Below are 16765 nucleotides of genomic sequence, written 5' to 3'. Positions count from 1 at the left end.
TTGGTCTATTGATTTAATATTTTTGGTCGATCCTGGTGTGGGGAAAATAGTGGTGCAGGATGGCTGCATATCCGTAGCCCCGTTCTGCCATCACTGCTGCACCGATCTGGCATAAACCTACGCCGTGTCCCCAGCCTGCTCCGGTGAGCGTAAACTTTTGCGGTACACCTTTTTCATCCATCTCTCCGGCATCCACCACGAAGGCAGCGCTGTAGAGGTGCGTGGGCGAGAGTGTACGCCGTATCTCCAGTTCCTTTCCGATCGTTGTCACCCGTTCGGTTCCCACGATCCTGAGCCGAATGATACGTCCCGATACACCCCGTTCTAGCGGCTCCAGCGCGATGATCCCGCCGAAATCGATGCCGGATCGTTCCCGGATCAGTCGACTCAGTTCCGCTTGCCTATAGACCACTTTCCAGCGGTAGAAGTCGTTCGTCTCACGGTCGTAATCATTCAGGACCTGCCTGAGTATCCGGCTCTCCTGCGTATTACAGAAGGCGGGTGGTGACGAGTGGATCCATGCTGCGGCATGCTTCTCGCAGGTGAGATCGGGTAACGGGAAACCTTCACCATTATCTGCCATTCCTTGCAGATAGGGGTGTGGAACAGGTTCCCACACATTTTCGAAAGCCTCCGTCGCTCCGCCGCAACATTTCGAGAAGCGGGCATCACAGACGATCCCGTTGCAAGTGATCACCTCTCCCCGTGTCGAGTCGATTGCCTCGTTCACCAGAGCGGTGGTCTGCCGGGTAATTCCCTGGTAGCGCTGACAATGGTCGTCTGCACAGACATCGAAACGGTCGTGATCCTCCCGGTCGTACCAGCGGATAATCTCGGTGGGCGTAACGGATGAGGTACGGTACCCCTCTCCAATATTTCTGCTCTTCACCAATTGGGCCAACAGCCAGCTGCGGGAGATGACGGCATGTGCTTTCAGCAGTTCCCCGGAGCTGGTGGCGCTCATTTCGGAGGAGATGACGCTTTTGAGGTAATCCTCGAGGGCGACATTGTTGACAGCGGTGATGCCCCCTCTCCCCCGGATGAAGGATAATCCACCCAGAAAGCGCTGATCCTCTTTCCGCTCCCAGTGAAACCCGATGCCAATCGTTACCGCTTTCAACTCGAACGAATCCTCATGGATCCGGTCCGGTTCAAACGTGATCTTATCGTAACTCTTTCCCTGAAAGAGGATCTTCTTCCCTTTCAGGATAACCGAATAATTGCCCGGCGGAAATGGCTCTCCTTCCAACCTGTATGTGGAGTGGAGGGTAAAGCCGATCATCTCCTGCTCCTGTATGATCCCCACGCGAATAATCGGTTCGGCTACCTCCGGTTTTTTCTGGCCTGCAGTTCCCATGTCCTGATCCGGTCTTTATAGAGGTTATGTGCGTTCACTTTTGTGATGTCGAGAGAAGCGTCGCTGTTCTCTTCCCAGCGACGGCAAAGATAGAGTTCGTCGTAGATCCTTCCGATCCGGTATCGGCGGGAGATGTTGAGCCCGAGGGCATAATCCTCGCCATAGCTGGTGTTGGGTGCCTTGATCTCACGCAGCAGCGGGGTAAAGAAGGCCCGGGGTGCTCCCAGCCCGTTGATACGAAGGGCGTTGTTCCTCCCGTTCCCGGGTGTCCACTCCCTGTGATCGATCACACCGGGAGGAATTGTCTCCAGATTGAAATCGGTCATCCGGTAGCTGCCCACCACCATGGCACACTTCTGCTCGTAGAACGCATCGACAATCCTTTGTAACGTATCTTCCCCGCTGTAGAGATCGTCACTGTCGAGCTGTACTGCGAACCTGCCACACGCTGCGTGATGGACGCCTGCATTCCAGCACCCCCCGATGCCCAGATCATCCCTATCGGGTATGAGATGTATCAGCCGCGGGTCGTTGCTGAAGCTGGCGATGGCTTCGGTAGTGCCATCGGTGGAGTGGTTGTCGATCACTATCAGGTTGAAGGGAAAATCGGTCTTCTGACGTAGCACCGAAATGATGGCATCACGGATGGTTCTGATGCGGTTGCGGACCGGGATGATGACCGACGCCTTGACGTCAAAATGACCCTCTTCCAGGTCAACCTCCTCGAATACGGGTTCCAGGTATGCCCCCACATCCTTCAGGTGTTGGGTGCAGGCCTGTTCCATCTCCAGTTGGACCTCCCTGTTCCTGGGGTCCACGTAGTCGAAAATCTTCCGTCCGGAGTCGCGGGTATCCTCCTCCACCTCCGAATAGAGGTATTCATTGATGTGAACCAGCTGATGTTGTTGCGACACCTTCAGCCGGAGGTCGTAGAGTCCGGCATGTCTGTATTCTCCCCTTTCCATCCGTTGGGCAGCCCTCTTCAGCGCAGCCGAGTCGTAGAGGAGCAACGAGCCGAAATTGAAATCGTCACGCAGGCTCCCCTCCTGATAGTCGATCACCGGGTGGGGGCACCTTTCGCCATTGATAATGGCATAATGGTCGGCATATACCATACCGGCACCGCACTCCTCCGCAATGCGAACCATCCTTTCAAACGCAAAATACCCCGGTTTCAATGGGGTCTGTTTCAGGTAGATCAATGTAAAATCTGCTTCCGACCGCTCGGCAATCTGCTTCACGGTGCTGCTGCTTCGAAGGGTGTCCACCGGAATGGCGATGCACCCTTCCGGTATCCGGTCGCATCTTTCCGGTGTTAGCAGAAAGATTTTTCCAATCGATCCGGACCCTCTGAGCTCCTCAACTGTAATCTTAACCTGTTCCGGATCCGTGAAGGGGATAAAGGCGTCTATTCTTTTCATGCTCAATTTTTCTCACTACCTGTTTTTTCTGGAGTAGGTCTGGAACGTAAAGCCGTAAGGGTGCCGCTCGTCCGGAAGGTGATGCTCTTCTCCGGTGAGTTCCCATTCGGTCTCATTGATCTCCGGAAAGAAGGTGTCTGCATCGTCGAAGATGTGATGAATCCGGGTGATGTAAAGTCTGGAGACCAGGTGCAAGGAGGTGCGATAGAGTTGCCCCCCTCCGATGATGAACACCTTCTCCTGGCCGCTGCAAAGGGAGAGGGCCTCTTCTACCGAGCGGGCAACCTTGCACCCCGGAAAATCCTCCCGAGCTTGCGAGGTGATCACGATGTTGGTCCGGTTGGGCAGAGCCCCTTTCGGCAGTGACGCGTAGGTTTTTCGTCCCATGATCACGACATGCCCTGTTGTAATCTGCTTGAAATGTTTCAGATCGTCGGGAAGATGGCAGAGCAGATCGCCCTTGCGACCGATGCCATTCTGCCCGTCCAGGGCAACGATGAGAGCAATGGCCTGATGCTTCTCTGTCATACCGCAACCTCCCCCTTGATATGTGGATAGGGATCGTAGTTCACCAGTTCAAAATCTTCGTACCTGAAGCTAAAAATATCTTTCACATCGGGATTTATTTTCATATCGGGCAGCGGTCTCGGCTCACGCGTAAGCTGCAGTTTCACCTGTTCCAGGTGGTTCAGGTAGATGTGGGCATCACCGAGGGTGTGAACGAATTCACCCTCCTGAAGTCCCGTCACCTGGGCCATCATCTTCAGCAGCAGGGCGTACGAGGCAATATTGAAAGGCACGCCCAGAAATATGTCGGCACTCCTCTGGTAGAGCTGCAGGCTCAGTTTACCCTCTGCCACATAGAACTGGAAGAAGGCATGACAGGGTGGAAGGTTCATGTTGGGGATATCGGCTACGTTCCACGAGCTGACAATGATGCGGCGCGAATCGGGATTGTGCTTTATGGTCTCTACCACCTGGGCTATCTGATCGATGTGTCCACCGTTGTAATCGGGCCATGAACGCCACTGGTAACCGTAAATGTGTCCCAGGTCGCCATTCTCATCCGCCCACTCGTTCCAGATGCGTACACCGTTATCGTTCAGGTATTTTACATTGGTGTCCCCGTCAAGAAACCACAACAGCTCATGTATGATCGATTTCAGATGAAGTTTTTTTGTTGTAAGCAGGGGGAATCCGTCGCTCAACCTGAAACGGCACTGGTGTCCGAAAACACTGATGGTCCCTGTACCCGTGCGGTCCTCTTTTCTTACCCCTTCATCCAGCACGCGCTGGAGTAAATCTAAATATTGTTTCATCTTGTGAGAGAGTTTCTCACAAAAATAGCTGATTATTTCCGTATCTCAAACAGTATTGTTTGAAAGATTGTCACACCCGAATCACCAATTAAGCGTGCCCAAATTTCTATTTTTTGGTTAAACGGACCGATTAAGGAGTTTTTTTGCTTATTTTTGGGGCGGGGAAACAAATATGAGCAATGATTACTTTTTTCAGTTAAACGAGTTTATTTTTTTTTAGTCAAAATTTAAGAATCGCTTAATGCCTACATTTATGAAAAGAAATTTTTTTACTTCTCTTCTTGCCGTTGTCCTTTTTCTGGGATTGACTCTCGGTGCTACTTCATGTTCGTCGAGCAACGATGATATTGCCGAGACGCAATGGAAAGTGGTCAACATACTGGTCAAGAAATCCGATTGGAAATGGAATTCCTTTGATGGTCAGTACGAAGCCATCGTGTCATTACCTGAACTGACTCCGTTTATCTATAATGAGGGAGCAGCTATTGCCTATCTGAAATTCAACTCCAACACCAAGGCTCCTCTCCCGTATTCCAAATCGTATTCATACGATTATACCGGGAACGATGGTAATACATACACCGGGTTCTATACTGAGCACATAAAATGTGATTTTCAAGTTGGCAACCCCTCCACGGTAGCTTTTTATATCGAGGCATCCGATTTGGAAAGGGTTGATGAGTATTTGGAAAACAGAGAGTTCCAGGTGGTGCTGATCTGGTAACTATCTGAAGAGAGGCAGTGCATCTGCCACAATAAAGGAACTGCCGCCGATGAAGATGAGGTCATCTTCGTCGGCGTTTTCTTTGGCAGCCTCAATTGCCGATGCCACTCCGCCGTAACAGTCACCCTGCAGACCGAACGCCGCCGCCTGCTGTGCCAGCGTCTCCCCGTCCAGCGCCCGTTCCACCGATGCCCGCGTGAAATAGTAGTTGGCCTGCCTGGGCAGCATCGCCAGCACCGGAGTGATATCCTTGTCGTTGACCATGCCGAAAACCATGTGCAGCCTGTGGTAGTTCTCCTGTTGTAGTTGCGATACGATATAGCGTATGCCGTGTGCATTGTGGCCGGTATCACAGATGATCCTGGGCCGGGTCTGCAGCAGTTCCCAACGCCCCCTCAGACCGGTCAGCTCCTTGACATGGGCAAATCCGCCATAGACCGCCTCTTCCGGTATCCGGTACCCCTGACGTTTCAGTTCCGACACCGCAGTCAGAACGGTACGGGCATTCTTTTCCTGTGCGAATCCACCCAATTGATATGTCAGATTTGGGTATTCGCATGTATCGATTCTCCACTGATCGTTGTTCCAATCTGCTGAAAAACCGCTCAGTTCCCTTTCTGCAAACAGAATGGGAGCCCCTACGGATCGGGCTTTTGTATCAAAGACCTCCCTTACTGCCTCATCTTCCGCTTCACCAATCACAACCGCTACTCCGGGCTTGATGATGCCGGCTTTCTCCGCTGCAATCTCCGGAAGCGTATTTCCCAGGTACTGCATGTGGTCGAAGCCGATGTTGGTGATGACGCAGAGATCGGGTGAGATGATGTTGGTGCTGTCGAGCCGTCCTCCCAGTCCCACCTCGACGACAGCCACATCCACCTGCTGTTCTGCAAAGTAGAGGAATGCCATCTCCATCGTAAGTTCGAAGAAGGAGGGCATGATGGGCTCGACCCGATCTCGATATTTTTCGACGAAATCGATCACGTAGCCTTCGGGCACCATCTCACCATTGACCCTGATCCGTTCGCGGAAGTCTACCAGGTGGGGCGAGGTGTATAAGCCCACTTTATAGCCCGACTCCCCGAGAATGGCGGCCAGCAGGTGTGAGGTGGAGCCTTTGCCATTGGTGCCTCCAACGTGAATGGTCCTGTACCGTTGGTGCGGATGGTTGAAGAGGGTGTCGAGACGGTGGCTGTTCTCCAGCCCCGGTTTGTAGGCTAGATGTCCGATACGTTGATATTCAGGCATCTGAGCGTAGAGGTATTCCAGCGTTTCAGGGTAGCTCATCATCATCATGCTTGCTGTTAAGAGTCGACAAAGATAAAAAGAAAATGCACCCGAAAGAGTGCATTTTCTTTTTATGACGAAATTTAGTTGCTCAGGGTTCAATCCAGTGCACAAGAATCCGGCCCGCTCAGTTTTTCAACGGAAGTACCGAATATTGGCGTGAATAGCGCAGTTGCTGATCGACGTAGTTCTCGTTGTAAGAGATGGTCACATCGGTCACCTTGCCATTTTCATCGGTCACCAGCTTGTAAACCGGGTTTACAAAACCCTTGTAGGGAGCCAGATTCAGCTTTGCGTAGCGCTCCAGTATCTCTTTGTGCAACGCCTGGTTCACCTTTACGCCATAACTCTCCACGAGCGCTTTGCCAGCTTCGTAATCGCCTTCCGACTTGATGCGCTGTACTTCAGCAAGCAGCTGACCGAATAGTCCGCGCAGCTTTTCGTAGTCGTTCACCACGATATAGGTCTTGCCGTCGCGCTGTTTCATTTCAACCACATTCTCGGCCTTGCCCTTATCGAGCACCCAGTTGGAGATGAGTGCACGGTTGCGCATATGTGCCTGTTCAATATCTTTTCCGGGCTCGATGCGAGTCAGTTGAGTCATCGCGCCGTTCATGATATATTTGTAGTACTCTGCCTTGTATGCCTCAGCATTGGGAAGGAGTCCCAGCTCAACCAGCTTGGCATCGCCCAGGTAGTAGAGCGCGAAGAGGTCGGCCCTGGCCTCTTCAAGCGGAGAGCCGTAAGCTTTCAATGCATCGCCGTCAACTCCAGGCAGCAGTTTGCCCGATCCGTGACCGAGACATTCGTGCAGGTCGGTATGCAGGTTGTCGGTTAGCGAGCCATATTGTCTCGACAGCTCCTGTTCGGCTTCACTCCACATGAACTCTTCGTTGAATCCGCTTCCTTGTGCTGCCATGTCGTAAGCCGATGTGATATTGTCGATCGTTACCGACTTCGACCCGTGGTCGCGACGGATCCAGTTGGCATTGGGCAGGTTTATACCGATGGGTGTTGCCGGGTAGCAATCACCACCCAGTATGGCTGCTGTGATCACCTTGGCCGATACCCCCTTCACCTGCTCCTTCTTGAATCGGTCGTCAATAGGTGAATTGTCCTCGAACCACTGCGCGTTGTCGCTGATGAGTTGTGTCCGTTTCGAGGCCTCCTCGCTCTTGAAGTTCACCATGGCTTCCCAGGTGGCCTTCATGCCAAGCGGATCGGTGTAGCTCTCGATGAAACCGTTGATGAAATCAACGCGTGAAACGGTATCGTTCACCCATTTGATCGAATACTCGTCGAACGTTTTCAGGTCGCCCGTCTTATAGTAATCAATCAGCGTGTTAATCACCTCTTTCTGCTGTTCGTTCTCGGCAACGGCGGCCGCTTTTTCAAGCCAGCCGATGATGCGGGCAATCGCCTTGTCATACATGCCGCCCAGTTTCCATACTTGTTCGGTGATGACTCCATCCTTTTTCACCACCTTGCTGTTCAATCCGTACGATATCGGCGTCTGGTCGTTCGGATCTTTCATTGCGTTGTAGAAATCCTCCACCTCTTTCTGGGTAACACCCTCGTAGAAGTTTACCGCTGAGCTGGCAATCAAGTCGGCACCGGCAGCTTGGTTCATCCTCTTGGGCATCACCTTGGGATCGAACATCACCGGAAGGATCTCATTCAGCGTCTCATCGGCAGCCATTCCGTCGCGGAAGGGCATGCGGCCGGGGTCTACCCCCTTGACGATGGATACAAAATACTCCTTCGAGAATTTCGGCAGGATCTTGTCCTCCGAGTAGTGGTGGTGGATTCCGTTGGCCATCCAGATCTGCTTGAGGTAGGTCTCGAAGTTCTTCCAATCCTCCGAAGACTTGTCGCCCATGTAGTTTTCATAAACGCCTTCGCACACCCTGCGGATTGTCAGGTTGTAGCGGTTGTTCTGGTCGAACAGAATGTCACGGCCTTCCAGGGCAGCCTGAGAGAGATAGTAGATCAGCTCTTTCTGGGCTAACGGCAGATCCTTGAATCCGGGAACATAGTAACGAAGTATCTCCACATCGGCAAACCGGTCGACCTTATACTGGAACGTGGAGTCCGGCAGGTCCGGTCCGGCAGATTGGCTGGCGGTTCCCGATTTGTCGCCCGAACAGGCAGCCATCAGGAAAAAGGTTGATAACATAAAAATAACTTTTTTCATTTTTACTACAGATTTGTTAGGTGTTTGGGTGCAAAGATAATACTTTTTTGAGTTGTAAGTGGAGGTATGGCGACATTAGATTTAACACTAAATTTACGGCTGAAAAGGGTGGTAATTGCTGGAAAATTGTAACTTTGAACTTTCTAAATGATACTTCGATTACACCCTTCCGGTCGCTAACGGTTGAATGATATGATAACACCGCAACTGATAAAGCCGAAAAGCATTGCCGTGGTAGGAGCCTCCGACAATCTCGGGAAACCCGGCGGAAAGGTGCTTTACAACATCAAGAACGGAAACTTTGATGGAGAGCTCTATGCCGTGAACCCAAAACATGAGAGGATCCAGGGCGTGCCAACCTTCAAGAGCATATCGGATCTGCCTCAAACCGATCTGGCCATCCTGGCCATTCCGGCCAAACTCTCTCTCCCTGCAGTAAAAGGTCTGCTCGAGGAGAAAGGTACAAAAGCTGTTATTGTACTCTCTGCCGGATTCTCAGAGATGGGTCCCATGGGCAGGAAGATGGAGCAGGAGATGTCGCGTCTGGCAGAGAGGCACCAGGCTACCCTTATCGGTCCCAACTGCATCGGGGTGATGAATCCCTATCACCAGTCGGTCTTTATCTCTCCCGTACCTGAGATGGAGTGGGGAGGAGCAGCTCTTGTTTCCAGTTCCGGAGCAACCTCTGTCTTTATCCTGGAATCGGCATTGAGCAAGGGGCTCGCCTTCTCCTCCATATTTTCGGTGGGAAACGGGGGACATACCTGTGTGGATGATGTGCTGGAGTACCTAAACGATACCTACGAGCATGGCAGATCACCCCAATCTATCCTGATCTACATCGAGAGCATCCGGAAACCGCAGCTACTGCTGAGATCTGCCCGGGAACTGGTCGCCAAGGGGTGTCGCATCGCTGCCGTAAAGTCGGGGATATCCGATGCCGGTGGCCGTGCCGCCGCATCGCATACCGGTGCAATGCTCAATTCCGACATGGCTGTGGATGCCCTCTTCAGGAAAGCCGGCATTATCAGGTGTAACAGCCGCAGTGAATTGACCGCCATGGGGGCACTCTTTCAGCACCCCAGGCTGAAAGGGAAGCGGATTGCAATCATCACCCATGCCGGAGGACCCGGGGTGATGCTTACCGATCTGCTCTCTACCGGCGGAATGGAGGTTCCCCGCTTGTCCGACGAGTTGATGCAGGGGTTGAGGGAGGAGCTGTTCGAGGGGGCATCTACAGCCAACCCAATTGACATTCTGGCCACAGGGACAGCTGAGCAGTTGGAGAGATGCATCACCTTTTGTGAGGGACTGGATACGATCGACGGGATGGTGGTCATTTTCGGCAGCCCGGGCCTCTTCTCCAATATCGACGTTTACCGGGTGATACGCGAACAGCAAAACATCTGCCGCAAACCGGTCTATACCATATTGCCATCCATACTGAACGCGAAGGAGGAGATGGATCAGTTTGTGCAGGCGGGGGGTGTTTTATTCGACGATGAGTATCTGCTGGGAAATGCGCTGCTGAGTGAAAGCCGGTATGTTGCACCTGTAACGGAAATGGAGGGTGTAAGGTTGAAAAATGCTGAGAAAATCAGCGAGTTGCTGAAGGGACGAAAAGGTCTGGTTGATATCCGGACAGGTTTTGAACTGCTCGATTTGATGGAGGTGAAACGTCCCATGCACCTGATGACCTCCTCCGAGACGGAGGCGATGGATGCTGCCAGGAAGATCGGTTTTCCGTTGGTGATGAAAGTGGTGGGACCTCTCCATAAATCGGATGTGGGCGGTGTCGTGCTGGATGTGACAACTCCTGATGCCGTCCGTACCCACTTCTCCCGGCTGATCGGGATAAAAGATGCCACCGGTGTTGAACTCTGCCAGATGGAACGTGGACTTGAACTGTTTGTGGGAGTGAAGAAAGAACCGTGCTTCGGTCATCTCATCACCTGCGGTCTGGGCGGAATTTTCGTAGAGATACTCAACGACATCCAATACGCACTGGCGCCGGTTGGCATGTCGGAGGCGCTGCAGATGATCCGCTCGTTGAAGTCCTACAAGCTGCTCCAGGGCGCCCGCGGTAAAGAGGGCATCAGCGAGGAGGTCCTTGCCGATGTGATATGCAAAGTATCCGGCCTCCTGACGCTGGTTCCGGAGATTGAAGAGATGGACCTCAATCCGCTAATCGGGCATGGGCGACATCTCTCGGCCGTGGATGTGGTGATCAGGATGGGGGGAGCTCAATAACACAATGCTGCGGCCCCCAGGATTCCCGGATGGTTCAGTTCCGATTGCAATATTTGGAGTTTCTTGATTGAATTGGGATAGGGAAAACTGCTCAGGTGTTCGTACATCGAATCACGGAACAGCGGGAGCGACCGGGCGATCGCACCCCCAAAGATAATGGCCTGCGGATCTACGGTGAGAACAATCATTTTCACCAGCGCGGCAATATGTTTTCCATACTCGTGCATGATCCCCAGAGCCTCTTTATCGTTTTCTCCCGCTTTAAGGGCAACTTCATACCCCGTTGTTCCATAGTTGGTGCTAAAGAAGAAGCTGCCGCAATACTGCTCGAGGATACCGTCGAGGTAGGGCATCTCACCGAATTCTCCCGATCCGCAGTTGGCGTCGCTCAGCAACTCCCCTCTCTGGATTATTCCACCTCCCACACCGGTTCCCAGGGTTATGCCCACAAAATTTTCAAAATTGCGGCCAACTCCGTAGATCCGTTCTCCCTTGGCAAAACAGTTTGCATCGTTGTCGATATGGACAGGCAGACCGAACTCGTTCACCAGTAACTTTTTCAGGTGTATCTCCTCCCAATTTCTGATGTTCTGTACGTTGTATACGACCCCCCTTGTGCGGTCCACTACACTGGGCACGCCGATCCCGATGGCGCTGGTATCTTCGGTTTTCAATCTGCCGATAACCTCTTTCAGCACTGCGAGGGTGACTTCACCGCCCTCTTCAGCCCTGGTATCTGCCACCTCTTCTCTTACCAGCTTTTCTCCCGCGATCAACCCCCCCTTAATGGTGGTGCCGCCTAAATCTATTCCGATGATCTGTTTCATGTGATGTTTTTTTATGGTTCAGACATGCAAAACTAAATAAAATTGGCGAGTAATTCTAATCTAGATGCAACTCTTTCCGATTTTCGGGTTAACTATCTCTATATAAGGGTGAAGTGTCTGGATATATACTTCGGGAGAGAGGTTGCCCCAATCTTGGAAAATGAATAAATTTCTCTTCCGTGCAAACCTTAACCGAAGTTATTCGTTATAGTCAGTAGTTTTGACATTTTAGGAATCATTTTATACATTTCAGTTGCGTGTGTTTCACTTCAAAGCAGTCCCGCTGACGAGACACTTTCCGGACAGTGCCGGGATTGTGGAAATTCGCGCATTCATTAATAAATAGCTACATGATATTTGAAGAGTTTAATCCGATGGAAGACAGGATGCTCCGGATTATTGACAATGATGGCAATGTAATCCGGCCCGACCTGTTTCCGGATATATCAGACGACACCATTGCAGAGGCATGGAAAGCGATGTTTTTTGAACGGGTAGCCGACGAGATGGCCGTCTCTTTCCAACGACAGGGTCGCATGTTCACCTATCCCCCCAACAAGGGGCAGGAGGCTATCCACATAGCAGCCGGCGAGGTAATCCGAGAGAACGACTGGCTCGTGCCTGCCTTCAGGGAGGTGGGGGTGATGCTGGCAAAGGGGGTCAGCATGAAAGAGATCTTCCTCTACTACAACGGGAACGAACAGGGGAGTAACTTCAAGAATGCCCCGCGGGTATTGCCGATCAATGTTCCCATTGGCACACAGTTGCCTCATGCCGTAGGGATCGGTTACTCCATCAAATACCGGAAGGAGCCGGACGTGGTATTTACCTATATCGGTGACGGGGGCACCTCGGAGGGTGATTTCAGCGAGGCTTTGAATTTTGCCGGCGTATGGCAGGTTCCGGTGGTCTTTACCATCCAGAATAACCAATATGCCATCTCCGTCCCTGTCTCCACTCAAACCCGCTCGTTGAACCTGGCCGTGAAATCGATCGCATTCGGCATTCCGGGGATCAAGGTCGACGGGAACGACTTCTTTGCCATGTATCTGGCCTACCAGCAGGCATCGGAGCATGCCCGGACAGGAAAGGGTCCGGTGCTGATCGAGGCGGTCACCTACCGCTGCGGAGCTCACACCACATCTGACGACCCCACACGCTACCGGACAAGAGAGGAGGAGGAAAAGTGGAAATTGTCGGATCCGCTGTTGCGGCTGAAGATGTATATGGAGAAGCGTGGGATATGGCGGGTGAACGAAGATGAACTGAGTGAATGCTACAAGAAAGAGGTGGAGAAGCAGTTCGTCGAGGCCGAAAATGTAGGTTACTCCCTTGAAGAGGTGTTTGAATACAACTATGCGGAGATGCCTGACGACCTTAGAAGACAGAAGGAGGAGTATCAACAGTTTTTACTTTGGAAAGGAAATCGGAAATGAGTGTGATGACAATGGTTCAGGCGATCAACAACGCCCTGGACATCAAGCTTGCTGAAGATAAACGTGTTGTGGTCTACGGAGAGGATGTAGGTGTTGTGGGTGGAGTATTCCGCGTAACCGAGGGTTTGCAGAAGAAGTATGGAGTGGAGCGCGTCTTCGATTCTCCCCTGGCCGAATCGGCAATTGTGGGGACCGGACTGGGAATGGCGCTTTCGGGCTTGCGACCGGTGGTAGAGATGCAGTTCGAAGGGTTTTCCTATCCGGCATTCAACCAGATCATCTCCAATGTGTCGCGCATGCACAACCGTTCTCGTGGACGGTTCAAGGTTCCCATGGTAATCCGGTTCCCTTATGGTGGAGGCATCAATGCGATCGAGCACCATTCGGAGAGTCCCGAATCGCTCTACAGCCATATTCCTGGATTGAAAGTGGTGATTCCCTCTACTCCGCACGATGCGAAAGGATTGCTGATTTCGGCCATCGAGAGTGACGATCCGGTCATCTTTATGGAGCCCAAACGGATCTACCGGGCCATCAAGCAGGAGGTGAGTACCGAAAAATTCACCATTCCCATTGGAAAAGCCAGTCTGCTTGCCGAAGGCAGCGACGTCACCGTGGTGGCATTCGGTGCGATGGTCCGTGAATGCCAGCGGGCGATGGTCATGGCCAAGGAGGCAGGAATATCGGTAGAGCTGATCGATCTGAGGACAATCTATCCGATCGACAGGGAGACGATCCGCAATTCGCTGCGCAAGACAGGCCGGTTGGTAGTTGTGGCCGAGGCACAACGGTCGTTCAGTGTCGGCTCCGAGCTGATAGCCATTGCCAACGAGGAGGCTTTCCTCTATCTGGAGGCTCCACCCAGGAGGGTGATGGGCTTTGATACGATTATTCCGCTTGCTCAAGGAGAAAAATATTTCATGATAACGCCCGAGAAGATATTTTACGAAATTGAAAAGACGGTTAATTTCTAAATCTGCAATCAGATGAGATATATTTTTAATTTCCCCGATATCGGGGAGGGGCTCGAGGAGGGAACAATCCTGGAGTGGTACGTGACCAAGGGTCAGACTGTAAGCACGGGTGATCCCCTGGTGAAGATGGAGACCGACAAGGTGGTGGCCGATATCCCGTCGCCGAAAACAGGTACGATTGCAGCCCGGTTTGGCGAGGTGGGCGACGTGGTCAGGGTGGGCAGCCCGTTGGTCGAGATCGAGATCGAGGGGGTATTTGCGGAGGCGGCACAGGCCGAGGCGAAAAGTGGATCTGTTCCTGAACCTGAAGAGAAGGCCGAGACGGTAGTGGGAACGATGGAGGTGGCATCCCATTCAGCAATTCTGCCAGCCAGCAGCGAAGGGGTGACCGGCAGACCGGTCGTCAAGCAGCAATCGCGCCACAAGGTGCTCTCCACGCCTGTTGCCCGGGCCATGGCCAAGGAGCTGGGCATCGACATAAGCGAGGTGCACGGAACCGGTCCCTCCGGAAGGGTCACCAAAGCAGATATCGTCAACCACAAGGCCTTCAGGAAACCTGAATCGAAACCTTCACTGCCGTTGGAAGCGGACGAGGTGACCTATGAACCTCTTTCCCAGATACGGAAGACGATTGCCCGGAACATGATCCTGTCGAAGCATAACGCGGCACACATGTCGCTGTTCGAAGAGGTGGAGATATCCGATCTGATAAGGGTACGGGAGAGATACAAGGATAAATATGCCGCCAAAGGGGTTAAGCTGACCTATCTGGCCTTTGTCGTGAAGGCGGTGGTCAATGCCCTGAAGCAGCACCGGCAACTCAATTCCCAGATCGACATGGAGAATGACAGGATGATATTCAATAACCGCTACAATATCGGACTGGCGGTGGATACCCCTGCCGGGCTTGTGGTTCCGGTAGTCCGGGATGCCGACCGGCTCTCCATCTTTGAAATTGCCAGACGGATCGGCGAGATATCGGAGAAGGCCCGGAACCGGGAGCTGACCCTGGAGGATATGAAGGGAGGCACCTTTACCATTACAAACTTTGGCTCTATCGGCGGCATTTTCGGCACACCGGTGATCAACTACCCGCAGGCGGCCATCCTGGGGGTGGGCCGGATACGGAAGAGTCCCGTCGTGAAAGGAGATGACGTGGTTGCCGGTCATCTCATGGCATTGTCGGTATCGGTCGACCACCGCATTGTAGACGGAGGAGAGGTTACCCGGTTCGTCAACAAGGTGATAAGCTATCTTGCCGATCCCATGGAACTGCTGATGGAGGTGTAAACAGATAAAAGTGAGTATCTTATGGATTATGACGTTTTGATAATCGGTGCCGGTCCTGCCGGATATGTTGCCGCCATCAGGGCGGGTCAGGTCGGTCTCAAGGTCGCTGTCGTGGAGAGACGGTATATCGGGGGCATGTGTCTCAACTGGGGCTGTATACCCACAAAGGTGCTGCTCGAGAGCGCAAGACGGTTCCACAAGCTGAAGGAGATTGCCGAATTCGGCATTGACGGGGTAGTGGTCGACAAGCTGGCTTTTAACTGGGAGAAGGTGAAGGGGAGATCGAAACGGATTACCCGGAAGTTGACGGCGGGGGTAAATTTCCTGCTGAAGAAGAACGGCGTGGAGCTGATCGACGGTGTAGCCAGGATTGGAACGGACCGCTCGGTGTGGGTTGGCGACCGGAGGATCACTGCCGGGCAGATCATCATTGCGACCGGCTCAAGACCGAAACCGATGGGCGATGCCTTTCTCGATGCACCCGTCGTGGAGATGGAGAGGCTGTTTGAACAGGAGAGTTTTCCGGAAAATATCGTGGTTACCGGTAACCATGTCTCCACTGTAGAGATGGCCCAGTTCTTCCGGCTTATCGGCAGGAGGGTGACACTGGTGACCAACAGCAATTACTTCCTCGACGGGCTGGATGCTTATCTGGTTGAAGAGGTCACCAGAAGACTGGCCTCTGACAAGATCGAGCTGATCAAGGAGGGCTATCCTGAAAAATATGCGGAGGGGCACCTGGTTGTTGGCGACAAGAAGATCAAATGCGAACTGATTGTCAACTGCAATTCACGCAAGGCGGTTATTCCGGAGAGCGAAGCGCCGCTTCAGCTGACCGACCGGGGATTCATCAAGACGGACGACCGGTTCCGGACCAATATTGATGGCCTCTATGCCATTGGCGATGTGACCGGGAAGAGTTTTCTGGCGCATATGGCCTCTGCACAGGGGATCCACGTGATAAACACGATCAAGGGGATAGATGCCCATTTCGATTACTCCACCTATCCGATAAACATCTACACTACTCCCGAGGTCGCACAGATCGGGATGACGGAAGAGCGGATAAGGGAGGAGGGCTACGAGTATAAAATAAGCGAGTTCCCGCTCTCGGCCAACGGGAAGGCGTTAATTGAAAACAATACGGAAGGTTTCATCCGGTTGCTTTCCGAAAAGCGGTACGGAGAGGTGCTCGGGGTGCAGATTGTGGCGGAGAACGCAACCGACATGATTGCCGAGGCGGGCGCCTACCTGAAGGGAGAGGCTACGGTGTATGATGTGGCCAATACGATCCACGCCCATCCCACGGTTTCGGAGATCTTTTTTGAAGCCGGATTCGATGCCATGGATAGAGCTATCCACAAATAAGAGAGAGCTATTGCCAGTTGATGATCCCGCCTGTCAGGTTGTAGATGGCGGGAAATCCTCTCTCCGCCAGTACCGTGGCGGCATAGAGGCTACGTACACCGCTATGGCAGAAAACCGCAACGGGAGAGCTGCTGTCCAGTTTTTCGATCTCCTGTTCAAAATCTACTGAGGATACATCCATCAGCAGGGCATGCTCAATGGTACCCTGGGCATATTCCTGGGCGGTGCGGACATCAACCAGCTGAACGCTCTTGTCTGCAATGACCGCTTTGAACGCCGCGGGGGAGAGTGATTGTACAGTTTGTGACATATCTCTTG

Annotated in this window: 14 protein-coding genes; 6 read left to right on the top strand and 8 right to left on the bottom strand. The window is 52.6% G+C overall.

The features are described 5' to 3' along the window. Positions 1–13: 13 nt before the first annotated feature. Genes ING2E5A_RS08735 through ING2E5A_RS08720 form a run of 4 tightly spaced genes read right to left on the bottom strand, consistent with a single transcriptional unit; the run spans position 14 to position 4097 of the window. Entirely contained in the window at positions 14–1357 is a 1344-nt protein-coding gene (locus ING2E5A_RS08735) for a SpoIID/LytB domain-containing protein (RefSeq protein WP_071137076.1), read from the bottom strand. After that, the gene (locus ING2E5A_RS08730) at positions 1324–2778 is read right to left on the bottom strand and encodes a glycosyltransferase family 2 protein (RefSeq protein ID WP_071137075.1); all 1455 of its coding nucleotides are present in this window, start codon (positions 2776–2778) and stop codon (positions 1324–1326) included. Before ING2E5A_RS08730 ends, ING2E5A_RS08735 begins: the two co-directional genes overlap by 34 nt. Positions 2779–2793: 15 nt before the next feature. Beyond that, the gene (locus ING2E5A_RS08725) at positions 2794–3306 is read right to left on the bottom strand and encodes a dihydrofolate reductase (RefSeq protein WP_071137074.1); all 513 of its coding nucleotides are present in this window, start codon (positions 3304–3306) and stop codon (positions 2794–2796) included. Beyond that, on the bottom strand, positions 3303–4097 hold the full coding sequence (locus ING2E5A_RS08720; protein WP_071137073.1) for a thymidylate synthase: 795 nt from the start codon (positions 4095–4097) through the stop codon (positions 3303–3305). The genes ING2E5A_RS08725 and ING2E5A_RS08720 overlap by 4 nt, the downstream gene beginning before the upstream one ends. A 253-nt stretch (positions 4098–4350) precedes the next feature. Here ING2E5A_RS08720 and ING2E5A_RS08715 point away from each other — a divergent pair, with 253 nt between their 5' ends. Then, a complete protein-coding gene (locus ING2E5A_RS08715) occupies positions 4351–4821 on the top strand; it encodes a hypothetical protein (protein ID WP_143102459.1) in 471 nt (156 codons plus the stop codon). Here ING2E5A_RS08715 and ING2E5A_RS08710 read toward each other — a convergent pair whose 3' ends face one another. Further along, complete coding sequence (locus tag ING2E5A_RS08710) at positions 4822–6108, bottom strand: bifunctional folylpolyglutamate synthase/dihydrofolate synthase (RefSeq protein WP_071138288.1); 1287 nt, start codon at positions 6106–6108, stop codon at positions 4822–4824. Positions 6109–6235: 127 nt separating this feature from the next. Next, a complete protein-coding gene (locus ING2E5A_RS08705; protein ID WP_071137071.1) occupies positions 6236–8302 on the bottom strand; it encodes a dipeptidyl-peptidase 3 family protein in 2067 nt (688 codons plus the stop codon). A 192-nt stretch (positions 8303–8494) separates the two neighbouring features. Between ING2E5A_RS08705 and ING2E5A_RS08700 the strand changes: the two genes are divergently transcribed. Then, a complete protein-coding gene (locus ING2E5A_RS08700) occupies positions 8495–10552 on the top strand; it encodes an acetate--CoA ligase family protein (RefSeq protein WP_071137070.1) in 2058 nt (685 codons plus the stop codon). On the opposite strand, the gene ING2E5A_RS08695 is transcribed toward ING2E5A_RS08700, so the two are convergent. Then, positions 10546–11379: an ROK family protein gene (locus ING2E5A_RS08695; protein WP_071137069.1), complete on the bottom strand. Its 834-nt coding sequence runs from the start codon at positions 11377–11379 to the stop codon at positions 10546–10548. The genes ING2E5A_RS08700 and ING2E5A_RS08695 overlap by 7 nt on opposite strands. 350 nt (positions 11380–11729) lie before the next feature. Here ING2E5A_RS08695 and pdhA point away from each other — a divergent pair, with 350 nt between their 5' ends. Genes pdhA through lpdA form a run of 4 tightly spaced genes read left to right on the top strand, consistent with a single transcriptional unit; the run spans position 11730 to position 16447 of the window. After that, on the top strand, positions 11730–12815 hold the full coding sequence (pdhA, locus tag ING2E5A_RS08690; protein WP_071137068.1) for a pyruvate dehydrogenase (acetyl-transferring) E1 component subunit alpha: 1086 nt from the start codon (positions 11730–11732) through the stop codon (positions 12813–12815). Beyond that, positions 12812–13789 (top strand): alpha-ketoacid dehydrogenase subunit beta, encoded by a 978-nt coding sequence (locus ING2E5A_RS08685; protein WP_071137067.1) that lies wholly within the window; start codon positions 12812–12814, stop codon positions 13787–13789. Before pdhA ends, ING2E5A_RS08685 begins: the two co-directional genes overlap by 4 nt. A 12-nt stretch (positions 13790–13801) precedes the next feature. Further along, positions 13802–15079 (top strand): dihydrolipoamide acetyltransferase family protein, encoded by a 1278-nt coding sequence (locus tag ING2E5A_RS08680; protein ID WP_071137066.1) that lies wholly within the window; start codon positions 13802–13804, stop codon positions 15077–15079. A gap of 21 nt (positions 15080–15100) precedes the next feature. Then, complete coding sequence (gene lpdA, locus ING2E5A_RS08675) at positions 15101–16447, top strand: dihydrolipoyl dehydrogenase (protein WP_071137065.1); 1347 nt, start codon at positions 15101–15103, stop codon at positions 16445–16447. A gap of 7 nt (positions 16448–16454) precedes the next feature. On the opposite strand, the gene ING2E5A_RS08670 is transcribed toward lpdA, so the two are convergent. Continuing rightward, positions 16455–16757: a rhodanese-like domain-containing protein gene (locus ING2E5A_RS08670; protein ID WP_071137064.1), complete on the bottom strand. Its 303-nt coding sequence runs from the start codon at positions 16755–16757 to the stop codon at positions 16455–16457. Between the last annotated feature and the right edge of the window lie 8 nt (positions 16758–16765).

The sequence above is a fragment of the Petrimonas mucosa genome (assembly GCF_900095795.1).
GTDB classification, from domain to species: Bacteria; Bacteroidota; Bacteroidia; order Bacteroidales; family Dysgonomonadaceae; genus Petrimonas; species Petrimonas mucosa.
This window is presented reverse-complemented; position numbering and strand designations above follow the sequence as displayed.